This window comes from Algibacter sp. L3A6, from assembly GCF_009796825.1.
GTDB lineage: Bacteria > Bacteroidota > Bacteroidia > Flavobacteriales > Flavobacteriaceae > Algibacter.
Genome location: NZ_CP047030.1, coordinates 4,607,613 through 4,618,330, shown reverse-complemented (window position 1 = coordinate 4,618,330; position 10,718 = coordinate 4,607,613). Strand labels below are relative to the sequence as shown.

Genomic DNA, 10,718 nt, shown 5'->3' with positions numbered 1-10,718 from the left:
AAAAAATGAATTACTATTGAATAATTGGAATTTTTTCCTCAAGTTTAAGCACATGTCGAAACTACAAAAAATTATTCAAATATGGTCGTGAAATCCGATGAAATACAAATAAGAGTGAGATACGGTGAAACAGACCAAATGGGAGTCGTTTATCACGGAAATTATACATTATATTTAGAAATGGGCCGTATTGAATGGCTAAGAAAACTAGGCATTTCATATAAAACTATGGAAGAAAATGGAATTATGTTGCCAGTGGTTTCTTTGAATGTAAATTATAAAAAACCAGCAGGTTACGATGACCTAATTAATGTAAAAACACAACTCACAAAAAAGCCCACCGCCAAAATAGAATTCGAGTACGAAATTACAAATGAGCAAGGTGAGCTTTTGTCTACGGCGAGCACAATTTTAGTGTTTGTAGACATGAAAACTAAGCGTCCAACAAAAGCACCTCAATATATTTTAGATATTCTTGAGGGATAAAAAAAAATTTTTTTTTTTTGACGAATCTAAATTTGCTTGATTTGTATTTCGAAAAGATGATTGAATTTTTCAAAAACGGCTTCGGATTCTTTTTTTCTAACGGAAATTTTAATCTGACAGTCTAATTCTAATTTTTGATTCGTGATATTTAAGTTACGCTCTTTAATAACACGCATTACTTTATTCATGTTTTTATAATCGAAAGTAATGAGGTAATCTATGTTTATAGTTTTTTCTATAATTTTAGATGCTTCTAACGCAAGTTGCGCGGTGGTTTTATATGCATTTATTAAACCACCAACGCCTAGTTTAACGCCTCCAAAATAGCGAACAACTACAATTAAGATGTTTGTAACATCAAAAGATTGGATTTGTCCATAAATAGGCATACCAGCACTATTATTTGGTTCACCATCATCATTTGCGCGGTAACTTATGGTTTCTGTACCTAGTTGGTAGGCGTAACACCAGTGTCTAGCAGAATGATGCTCTTTTTTTAATTTTTCTATTTGAAGTTTTACATCATCTTCATTTAAAACAGGAAAGGTATAGCCAAAGAATTTACTGTTTTTATCTTTAAATAAAACAGGTTCTATGGTTTTGGTGATAGTTTTATAAGTGTCTTTTTCAGTCAAATTAAAATAAGTGGCTTTTGGTTTCAAATAAAGTACAAACGTCTTCGGTCTCTGGATTGATATGCCAAGTTGCAAAATTTAATGTCTTTGCAGTTTCAATGTTATCTTGGTTGTCATCAATAAACAAGCATTCGTCGGCATTTAATTTATTTTCATTTAAAACAAATTCAAAGATATCTGTATTTGGTTTTCTTAAATTTATTTCGTGAGACAAGTAAAAAACATCAAAACAGTTTTTAAATTCATCGTAAAAAGAAATACTTTCTTTAATAGAATCTATATGGAGTTCGTTGGTGTTACTCAGCAAAATAAGTTTGTATTCTCCAGATGCTTTAAGGTTTTTTATAAACTCTAATCTTTCTTTAGGGAAATGTTTTAGCATATAGTTCCATGTGTAAATCAAATCTTCTTCCGAGAGTTTAGGAAAGTTTTCTAAGTAAAAATCTAAAAATTCTTCTGTAGAAATTAAGCCTTGTTCGTAAAAACTATTAAAAGCGGTAATTTCCTCAGAAAAAGAATCAATTTCTAAGGTTTCAAAAGCATATTTAGCAGCGCCATCGATATCAAGGTTTATAAATACGTTTCCGAAATCGAAAATTAATGTTCTAATCATTTTTATATATTTTTAAAAGATCTGTAAGTATGTATTCTTTATTAACTAATTGTCTTGAAATATTTGGGGCCTTAACACCAGTTTTAAATGTTGTTTGTCCAGTAAAAACTCGAGCTTCGTCCCAAAGATTTTCATCTATAAACGTTTGTAATGTTTGTGCTCCACCTTCAATAATTACAGAGTTTATGTTATTATTATAAAGTATAGTACTTATCTGTTTTGCTATGTCAGTTTTTGAATTCCAATCTATGGTCTCGGAATTTTTATTGATGTTTTTTTCGGTGATCCGAATAGTTTGAGCGGCATCATTAAAAATAGCTAAATTATCAGACAGTCGTTCTGTTTTGTCTAAAACAATTCTAATAGGATTGTTGCCATAAAAATCACGAGTTGTTAAAGATGGATTATCAGATACCACTGTTTGTGTGCCAACTAAAATAGCCTGTTCTTCTGCACGCCATTTGTGTACCAATTGTCTAGAGTAGGTGTTGGTAATCCAAACTGGTTTTTGTTCACCCTTACTAATTGGAGCAATAAAACCATCGCTGGTTTCTGCCCATTTCAAAATAATATAAGGTCTTTTTTTATTATGAAATGTAAAAAAGCGTTTGTGGTGCGCTCGACATTCTTTTTCTAAAACACCAACAATTACGTTACATCCGGCTGCTTTTAATCGTTTTATGCCTAAGCCTGCTACTTTTTCAAAGTCGTCTACACAACCAATTACTACATTGGGTATTTGGTGTTTAATAATTAAGTCGCTACAAGGAGGTGTTTTTCCATAATGCGCGCAAGGTTCTAGTGTCACATATATGGTGGCTTGTTTTAAAAGCGTTTTATCGTTTACAGAATTTATGGCGTTTACTTCGGCATGATTTCCACCGTATGCACTTGTATAGCCTTCGCCAATAATTTTGTTATTGTAAACAATTACACTACCAACCATTGGGTTTGGGCGTGTGCTTCCTAATCCGTTTTTGGCAATTTCTAAACAGCGTGTTATGTAGGTTTCGGGTGTATTCAATATTAAAATTTTATTTTAACGTTTTGGGTTTCGTCAACAGCATAACTATGCGAAAAACCAAAGGTTTTATAATTGATTTCTCCTGTGTATTGAATTTTAACCTTTTTGCTAAATAGGCTTCCTAATAATCCACTTAGGTTTTTATTGCTAAAAATACTGTCTGTTGGGATTTGAGCTTTTAACGGAATTGTAAATTCTTTTTTTGCCGGAACATCAAAATGTTCTGCCGATATATGCCCCATTTCATTATCGTTAACAAATATTTTAATGGCATCGGTTTGCAATTCGCCTCCAATATCGTTAGGGTTTAAAAACAGAGCATCAGCTGTAAACGTTACGTTTTTAGATGTTGACTCTAAGATTTTAATGTTTTGTACACCTATAAAAGTCGGTTTTTCGGTTACAGTACAATTTAGAAAAGAGATGAGTAGTGTTGATAAAATTATGAGTTTCTTCATTACGTTTTTTTCGGATTTACTGTATCTTCACCAGACAAAAAGCAAAGTTTTATAGTGAGCAAAGATAATATAGTTATTCGAGAAATTGGGCCTAATGACAACTCAGGAATTGAGCAAGTTATTAGGGCGTGTTTTCATGAGTTTAATATTCCTTTAGAAGGTACGGCTTACACCGATCCAGAAACCAAACAAATTTTTCAGGCTTACCAAAATACAAATGATGTTTATTTTGTTATTGAAGCAGATGGTGAAATTTTAGGAGGCGTTGGTTTAAAGCCATTAGCCGGTTTTGAAACTACAGTTTGTGAAATTCAGAAAATGTATTTTTCATCTAAAATTAGAGGTAAAGGTTACGGTAAGCTGTTGTTTTCTAAATGCCTAGAAGCTGCTAAATCTTTGGGGTATAAACAATGTTACATTGAATCGTCAACACAGTTAAAAGCGGCTATTCATATTTACGAAACTCATGGATTTAAACATCTAGACAAGGCTTTGGGTGATACTGGGCACTTTTCTTGTGGTGTTTGGATGCTAAAAGATTTATAGTTTTTTAGTTTGAATCAAAATTGACAAGAGTAAATGCACTAAGTATTTCTAATTATTGAAAAAATGAAGTTAAAAAACATTCAGAAAATATTTCACGACAAGTTAGATCCGTTTTTTCAATTAGAAGAAGTCGATAGTTTCTTTTATATTTTAATTGAAACCTATTATAAAGTAACACGCTTACAATTGGCAATGGATCGTGATTTAAAAATCGAAAACGAGGCGCTTATTTTAGACGCATTAATGTTGTTAGAGCAACAAATACCAATTCAATATGTTTTAGGTGAAACCGAGTTTTACGGATTAACGTTTAAAGTAAACGATAACACTTTAATCCCAAGGCCAGAAACTGAAGAGTTGGTAAGTTGGGTGTTAAAATCGGTAGAAGAAAATAAAAGCGTAAATATTTTAGATATAGGTACTGGTAGTGGTTGTATCGCTATTTCTATTGCCAAAAACTTACCAAATGCAAAGGTTTTCGCATTAGATGTTAGTGTTGAAGCTTTAAAGGTTGCTCGAGAAAATGCCGAGTTGAACCAGGTGGCTATTACTTTTACCAATCAAGATATATTATCGGTTGAAGGTGAGCAATTATTAGAAGATGCTAAATTTGATGTCATTGTTTCTAACCCGCCTTATGTACGTCATTTAGAGAAAAAGTTAATGCAAACTAACGTGTTGGAAAATGAACCGCATTTGGCACTTTTTGTTGATGATGAAAATCCGTTGGAATTCTACAAAGCTATTACCGAATTTGCAAGTCATAACTTAAAGGAAAACGGCCTTCTGTTTTTTGAAATAAATGAATATTTAGGAAACGAGATGATTCAATTATTAAAAGGAAATCATTTTAAAGACATCCATTTAAAACAAGATATGTTTAGAAAAGATAGAATGATTAATGGTGTTTTTACGAAACAAGCAACATTATAACTAGCAATAAACAATTCCATTTCAGTTTTAACAATAAGAGATTGATGGTTTTCAGTAGTTTTCTATTTAGATAGTATTTCCTAAATTTGAAGCATAAAATTAAAAGTGCTGAATCATTTCAATTGAATATAAATTCAAGCAAAGTATACCCACATCAATGAGTAACATTAAAAAGCAAATTCAGGAGTTAAGTGACGAATTACGTATGCATAACCATAATTATTATGTGTTGGATAATGCGACTATTTCCGATTACGATTTCGATATAAAGTTAAAAGAACTTCAAGCTTTAGAAGCTAAACATCCTGAGTTTACCGATGCTAATTCGCCAACGCAACGTGTAGGTGGTGCAGTTACCAAAAACTTCGAGACCATTAAGCATGCGCAGCGTATGTATTCTTTAGATAATTCATATTCTAAAGAAGATTTGCTCGATTGGGAAGCGCGAATTAAAAAAATGATAGATGGTGATGTTCAATATACTTGTGAGTTAAAATATGATGGTGCATCCATAAGTTTAACATATATTAATGGTGTGTTGGAAAAAGCGGTAACTCGTGGTGATGGTTTTCAGGGCGATAATGTTACGGCTAACGTAAAAACTATAAAGTCTGTACCTTTAAAATTGAAAGGTGATTTTCCTCCAATATTTGATATTCGAGGAGAAATTGTATTGCCTTTTGAAGGGTTTAATAAAATGAACGAAGACCGGATTGAAATAGGAGAAGAGCCTTATAGAAACCCGAGAAATACAGCGTCAGGAAGTTTGAAGTTGCAAGATAGCGCAGAAGTTGCTAAGCGTCCTTTGGAGTGTTTGTTGTATAATTTAACAGGTGGAAATCTAGGTGTTTCTAATCAGTTTGAGAGTTTAGAAAAAGCACGTCAATGGGGTTTTAAAGTTCCTGAAGTTGCTAAACTAGCAAATTCTATAGACGAAGTTTTAGACTTTATAAATTATTGGGATATACATCGTCATGATCTTCCTTTTGAAACTGATGGTGTTGTTGTAAAAGTAAATAGTTTGCAGCAGCAAGAGGAGCTTGGTTTTACATCCAAAGCACCACGTTGGGCTATGGCTTACAAATTTAAAGCCGAGCAGGTTTCTACTCGATTAAACAGTATATCTTACCAAGTTGGTAGAACGGGAGCTATTACGCCTGTAGCAAATTTAGAGCCTGTAGAATTAGCAGGAACAACGGTTAAGCGTGCGTCTTTACATAATGCAGATCAAATAGAAAAGCACGATATTCGTGTTGGTGATATGGTTTATGTTGAAAAAGGAGGGGAGATAATACCTAAAATTTTGGGTGTCGATTTAAGTGAGCGACCAGCAAATTCTGAACCTACATTATATATAACCCATTGTCCGGAATGTGATACTGCTTTAGAGCGTAAAGTTGGTGAAGCACAACATTATTGCCCGAATTATAATGGATGTAATCCTCAAATTATTGGAAGAATTCAGCATTATATTTCGCGTAAAGCGATGGATATTGATGGTTTAGGAGGTGAAACGGTTGCGCTTTTAGTTAATGAAGGTTTGATTTCTAATTATTCCGAGTTATATGAATTGACAAAGGAGCAAGTTATTCCGCTGGAACGTATGGCAGATAAAAGTGCTGAAAAATTAATTCAAGGTGTAGAACAATCTAAAAATATACCTTTCGAGCGTGTTCTTTTTGCTTTAGGTATTCGCTATGTTGGTGAAACAGTAGCTAAAAAGTTAGCAAGGCATTATAAAAGTATTGATGCGGTTCAGGAAGCATCACAAGAAGCACTTGTTAATGTTGATGAAATAGGAATTAAAATAGCAGAGAGCGTTTGTTTGTTTTTTGCTTCCGAAGAAAATAATAATATTATAAACCGATTAAAATCTTTTGGTGTTCAGTTAGAAATGTCGGCAGAAGAATTGGTTGGTAAAACGAGTTTACTTACCGGACAATCTATAGTTGTTACTGGAGTTTTTGAAACTGTTTCTAGAAATGAACTGAAGAAGCTTATTGAGGATAATGGAGGGAAAGTTAGTAGTTCTATCTCATCTAAAACAAGTTTTATAGTTGCTGGAGATAAAATGGGACCTAGTAAAAAAGAGAAAGCAGAGAAGTTAAATGTAGAATTGATTAGTGAGGCTGAATTCTTGCAAAAGATAGGTTTTGAATAAAAATAATCGATTAAAAGCATTTTAACTCTATCAAATTGAGCTATTTGTTTATATTTGTTTCGATTTTAGAAGCAAATATGTACAAGTCAAAAATCTTTATAATATTAATTGCAGCTGTTTATGTTTTTTATGTTGTTTTCGAATTTAACGGAAATCCAGACTTAGCATTTTACTTCGAATCGCTTATTGTGCCGCTAGTGGTTGCTCGCTATGTGGTTTCGGTTAAGCCAAAAAACAAGCTGTTTTTAATGTTTTTTGTGCTATTTGCATTGGCTGATTTGTTGGCTATTTTTGATAAAATTGCTTACCCTGATACAAGCTCTGATTATTACCAATATGCCTATTATTTAGGAAACAGTTTATATGTTTTGGCTTATTTTATGTTGTTTTTTAAGATGTGTCAGTCTATAAACTTTAAATATGTGTTTAGAAACTTGAAGATTCATTTATTTGTTTTACTCATTTTAGATGCTTATTTAATTTATGTTTTATACGCCATTGAGCAACCTAATTTATTAACAAATAGTATCTATTTTCTAGAGAACATATACAATATTATCATTCTGTTAGTTTTGTCTTTATCGCTGCTAAATTATTTTTACCGTGATAACGAAAAATCACTTTTCTTATTTTTTGGTGTGTTGTGTCTTGTTTTTTCCGAAGTAATAGATATTGCTAATATTTATATTTCTCAAAGTAGCTTATTAAACTTTCTAGCTACAACATTGGTTTTAGGGGCTTTTTACTTTTTCTACGAACAATCCCGATTACCGAATGTTAGCCCTAGAGAAGACGAGCATTATCCACACCTTAAGTAAGGTTTTTTCGTTGCGTGTACTTTCTTTTTGTTTTTATGAGTTGATATCTAAAGTCGTCGTAAAATAAACTTGATAGTAAAATTAATGCCGCAAGTATTAGGGTATTTAGTTTTAAATGAAGTTCAGAATAAAAAAATCCACCTATTAAACCTCCTATAAAGAAAGAAGAAATTATATATATACGTAACTTAATATTCTCTTTTAACTTGGCTCGATCAGGATGAGATTCTGGGAATAATAAATGGGACAAATCTATACCCAAATCTGTAAAAAGGCCTGTGAGATGCGTTGTTCTTACTACTGCGTTTGAAATTTTAGTAACAAATGAGTTTTGTAAACCCATAGCGAACAACATTGCAAAGACTATAAAATTAGGATAAGTTATTTCTACAAAGTTGCTTATTACTGCAATAGAAATTAAAATGAGACTTTCTATTACAGTAGGGATAACAAAAACGTTGAGTTGTTTGTTAACCCTATATTTTTCAATTAAAAAACTGGAAGCAAAAGAACCAAGAAGAAAGGAGAAAATATATAAAAAATAGATAGTACCTTTCCAGAATTTAAAATTTGCCAGATCGTATATAAAGAGCGCAAAATGCCCTGTTACATTTGTGGTTAATTGCTTAAATGATAAAAATCCGGTAACATTTATTATTCCGGCAGCTAAAGACAAAACAGTGGCAATTTGCAGGTTATGTTTTAAAGTTCTGCTTTTGCCTTGATGTCTAAACATGTGATACTCTTTTTAAAGGTATTCTTAATTTCAGTTCATGGATAAGTATAGCATTACACAATAATCGAAGTTCCGTTAGCCGATTTGTTTTTATCGGAATCGAAATAGAAATCTATTTTACCTAGGTTAATACCATAGCAACCTACTTGATTAACAAGTGTGTTTTTGCCGTCAATATTTTTTACAACTGTTGGTTTTTTTAAGAATGTATGCGTGTGGCCACCGATAATTAAATCGATATCTTTTGTTGCTCCGGCAAGTTTTAAATCGTCTATTTTATCTGGGTTGTTTTTATAATGATACCCTAAGTGAGATAAACAAATAATTAAATCGCAGTGTCCATCTTCTTTTAAAATACGCGTCATTTCTTGGCTCGTTTCAACGGGATCTAAATACTTTGTTTCCTTAAACATGCTTTTGTCTACCAAGCCAGTAAGCTCTATGCCTAAACCAAAAACGCCTATTTTAATACCATCTTTTATAAATGTTTTATAAGGTTTGGTATGCGTGTCCATTATAGTGTTAGAGAAATCGTAGTTTGCTGTAATAAAAGGAAACTCAGCATGTGGTAATTGAGCGTACAAACCATCGATACCATTATCAAAATCGTGATTACCAATAGTTGCGGCATCATATTTTAATTTACTCATTAGTTTAAATTCCAATTCTCCACCGTAATAATTAAAATAGGGTGTGCCTTGAAAAATGTCACCAGCATCTAATAGTAAAGTGTTAGGGTTTTCCTTCCTTATAGCATCTACTAAATTTGCTCTACGTGCAACACCACCTTTGTTTGCGTTTCGCCCATCTTCAGGTCCAAAAGCATCAATGTGGCTATGTACATCGTTAGTATGTAGAATTGTTATTTTAGATGTTTTATCAAGCGTAGTAAACGATTGAAGTCCCATGCTGCCAAGTGTAACTAATGCAGTTCCAGCTGTGGCTTGTTGTATAAAGTCTCTACGTTTCATATTATTTAATTTGAGTGAATCTATCGTCTATAACCGGGTTAATGGTGTCCAGTTTCATAAACTTATCAATTAGCGCATTTCTTATTTTATAATCTAAAACATATAGACTATCGTTTGTTTTAAAGAAGGTCATATTATCGCCTCCACTGTACAAATAATCGTTTGTTGCAACATAGTAAGTTTTATCTTTTTCTATGCTTTTACCATTTACTTTAGCTTCAAGAATATTAGAATCTTTGTCTAATGTTAATTTAATTCCAGAAACCGGATGTGCTCGTTTTCCGCGAGATAAGTAATGCATTATACTATCTACTTGTTCGCCTTTTAGCGCCACAACAACAATGCTGTTTTCAAAAGGCATTAAGCCAAAAGCGGTTCGTTTTGAAACATTTCCTTTTGATAAAATAGAGCGAATACCACCATGATTTAGTAAAACCATATCAATGTCTTTTCCGGTTCTACTTTTAAAAATCGGATTAGATTCGCTGTAAACGGCGTCGGCCATAAAATTACCTATAGCAGTATTGTATTCTCCATCTTTTTTAGTGTAGGTGTCTGCAGAATAGGCTAAAACGCTATCAAGATCTTTTTCAATTCTATCTTTAAAAGGTTTTATGTAAGCTTCAATTTCACTATTCCCGCCTAAAGAATCTGTAATGGTAATTTGCTTACCTTCAATTTTTGTGAGATGTAATTTTTGATCTTTACACCCTGAAAAAACAAAAATATTTAACAAAATAAATAAATATGTAATCCTCATATATTAAACTAATTTTTTGAATGTACTTTTGCTACCTTTGCGCAAAGGATAAAGGTAAATGATTTTAAAGGGTTTTAAAGAAAAATCTAATAAAAAATACTTGAACAAATTATTATTGGAACGCCAATTGGAGGTTGCCGATAGTGATGTTGAGAGTTTAGGGGTGATTCTAAATTTAGATGAAATTGACGATTTTGAGATGTTCAATTCGTTAGCAGATACCCTAAAAGTAAAGTCTAATAAATTGAAAATCATAGCCTTTTCTCAGAATGAAAAAGAAGATTTAAAGACTTGGGATAGTTGTTATAATCCTAAAGATTTTGGTTGGAGAGGCGCTATTAAAAATCCAGAATTAGAAGGGTTTTTAAATACTAAATTTGATGTTTTAGTTAGCTATTACGATACCGATATTTTAGAATTGAAGCTAATTACTGCGAAATCTAAGGCGAAATTTAAGATTGGAATATTGCAAAGTGATGAGCGGATTAACGATTTAATTATAAAAACAAACTTAAAAGAGTTCGATTTATTTAAAACCGAAACTTTTAAATACTTAAAAATATTAAATAAAATTTAG

13 protein-coding genes are annotated in these 10,718 nt (G+C 32.1%); 6 read left to right on the top strand and 7 right to left on the bottom strand.

Going from position 1 to position 10,718, the window contains the following annotated elements:
- The first annotated feature begins 81 nt into the window (after positions 1–81).
- The gene (locus GQR98_RS18955) at positions 82–486 is read left to right on the top strand and encodes an acyl-CoA thioesterase (protein ID WP_199270245.1); all 405 of its coding nucleotides are present in this window, start codon (positions 82–84) and stop codon (positions 484–486) included.
- Between the two features lie 26 nt (positions 487–512).
- Here the strand turns inward: GQR98_RS18955 and GQR98_RS18950 are convergent, their stop codons facing one another.
- The 4 genes from GQR98_RS18950 to GQR98_RS18935 are packed head-to-tail and all read right to left on the bottom strand — an operon-like array spanning position 513 to position 3,216.
- Positions 513–1,121, bottom strand: coding sequence for an IMPACT family protein (locus GQR98_RS18950; protein ID WP_159021039.1), 609 nt, complete (start codon positions 1,119–1,121; stop codon positions 513–515).
- Between the two features lies 1 nt (position 1,122).
- Positions 1,123–1,734: an HAD family hydrolase gene (locus GQR98_RS18945; protein WP_159021038.1), complete on the bottom strand. Its 612-nt coding sequence runs from the start codon at positions 1,732–1,734 to the stop codon at positions 1,123–1,125.
- The gene (gene ribD, locus GQR98_RS18940; protein WP_159021037.1) at positions 1,727–2,758 is read right to left on the bottom strand and encodes a bifunctional diaminohydroxyphosphoribosylaminopyrimidine deaminase/5-amino-6-(5-phosphoribosylamino)uracil reductase RibD; all 1,032 of its coding nucleotides are present in this window, start codon (positions 2,756–2,758) and stop codon (positions 1,727–1,729) included. The genes GQR98_RS18945 and ribD overlap by 8 nt, the downstream gene beginning before the upstream one ends.
- Before the next feature lie 2 nt (positions 2,759–2,760).
- On the bottom strand, positions 2,761–3,216 hold the full coding sequence (locus GQR98_RS18935; RefSeq protein WP_159021036.1) for an LEA type 2 family protein: 456 nt from the start codon (positions 3,214–3,216) through the stop codon (positions 2,761–2,763).
- 54 nt (positions 3,217–3,270) lie between these two features.
- Here GQR98_RS18935 and GQR98_RS18930 point away from each other — a divergent pair, with 54 nt between their 5' ends.
- The 4 genes from GQR98_RS18930 to GQR98_RS18915 all read left to right on the top strand — a co-directional run bounded on the left by GQR98_RS18930 (position 3,271) and on the right by GQR98_RS18915 (position 7,674).
- Positions 3,271–3,762, top strand: a complete 492-nt coding sequence (locus tag GQR98_RS18930; protein WP_159021035.1) for a GNAT family N-acetyltransferase — start codon at positions 3,271–3,273, stop codon at positions 3,760–3,762.
- Positions 3,763–3,825: 63 nt separating this feature from the next.
- Complete coding sequence (gene prmC / locus GQR98_RS18925; protein WP_159021034.1) at positions 3,826–4,695, top strand: peptide chain release factor N(5)-glutamine methyltransferase; 870 nt, start codon at positions 3,826–3,828, stop codon at positions 4,693–4,695.
- Positions 4,696–4,852: 157 nt separating this feature from the next.
- Positions 4,853–6,856, top strand: a complete 2,004-nt coding sequence (gene ligA, locus GQR98_RS18920; RefSeq protein ID WP_159021033.1) for an NAD-dependent DNA ligase LigA — start codon at positions 4,853–4,855, stop codon at positions 6,854–6,856.
- A gap of 77 nt (positions 6,857–6,933) precedes the next feature.
- On the top strand, positions 6,934–7,674 hold the full coding sequence (locus GQR98_RS18915; RefSeq protein WP_159021032.1) for a hypothetical protein: 741 nt from the start codon (positions 6,934–6,936) through the stop codon (positions 7,672–7,674).
- Here GQR98_RS18915 and GQR98_RS18910 read toward each other — a convergent pair.
- Genes GQR98_RS18910 through GQR98_RS18900 form a run of 3 tightly spaced genes read right to left on the bottom strand, consistent with a single transcriptional unit; the run spans position 7,667 to position 10,141 of the window.
- Positions 7,667–8,410: a YoaK family protein gene (locus GQR98_RS18910; protein ID WP_159021031.1), complete on the bottom strand. Its 744-nt coding sequence runs from the start codon at positions 8,408–8,410 to the stop codon at positions 7,667–7,669. The two genes, GQR98_RS18915 and GQR98_RS18910, sit on opposite strands and share 8 nt — an antisense overlap.
- Before the next feature lie 53 nt (positions 8,411–8,463).
- The gene (locus GQR98_RS18905; protein WP_159021030.1) at positions 8,464–9,381 is read right to left on the bottom strand and encodes a bifunctional metallophosphatase/5'-nucleotidase; all 918 of its coding nucleotides are present in this window, start codon (positions 9,379–9,381) and stop codon (positions 8,464–8,466) included.
- Between the two features lies 1 nt (position 9,382).
- A complete protein-coding gene (locus GQR98_RS18900; protein WP_159021029.1) occupies positions 9,383–10,141 on the bottom strand; it encodes a 5'-nucleotidase C-terminal domain-containing protein in 759 nt (252 codons plus the stop codon).
- A 58-nt stretch (positions 10,142–10,199) separates the two neighbouring features.
- Between GQR98_RS18900 and GQR98_RS18895 the strand changes: the two genes are divergently transcribed.
- On the top strand, positions 10,200–10,718 hold the full coding sequence (locus GQR98_RS18895; RefSeq protein ID WP_159021028.1) for a DUF6913 domain-containing protein: 519 nt from the start codon (positions 10,200–10,202) through the stop codon (positions 10,716–10,718).

Excerpts from the sequence above, each read along its gene's own strand:
- GQR98_RS18955 (WP_199270245.1), top strand. The coding sequence starts at position 82 with ATGGTCGTGAAATCCGATGAAATACAAATAAGAGTGAGATACGGTGAA.
- GQR98_RS18945 (WP_159021038.1), bottom strand. The coding sequence starts at position 1,734 with ATGATTAGAACATTAATTTTCGATTTCGGAAACGTATTTATAAACCTT.
- GQR98_RS18935 (WP_159021036.1), bottom strand. The coding sequence starts at position 3,216 with ATGAAGAAACTCATAATTTTATCAACACTACTCATCTCTTTTCTAAAT.
- prmC (WP_159021034.1), top strand. The coding sequence starts at position 3,826 with ATGAAGTTAAAAAACATTCAGAAAATATTTCACGACAAGTTAGATCCG.
- ligA (WP_159021033.1), top strand. The coding sequence starts at position 4,853 with ATGAGTAACATTAAAAAGCAAATTCAGGAGTTAAGTGACGAATTACGT.
- GQR98_RS18915 (WP_159021032.1), top strand. The coding sequence starts at position 6,934 with ATGTACAAGTCAAAAATCTTTATAATATTAATTGCAGCTGTTTATGTT.
- GQR98_RS18910 (WP_159021031.1), bottom strand. The coding sequence starts at position 8,410 with ATGTTTAGACATCAAGGCAAAAGCAGAACTTTAAAACATAACCTGCAA.
- GQR98_RS18905 (WP_159021030.1), bottom strand. The coding sequence starts at position 9,381 with ATGAAACGTAGAGACTTTATACAACAAGCCACAGCTGGAACTGCATTA.
- GQR98_RS18900 (WP_159021029.1), bottom strand. The coding sequence starts at position 10,141 with ATGAGGATTACATATTTATTTATTTTGTTAAATATTTTTGTTTTTTCA.
- GQR98_RS18895 (WP_159021028.1), top strand. The coding sequence starts at position 10,200 with ATGATTTTAAAGGGTTTTAAAGAAAAATCTAATAAAAAATACTTGAAC.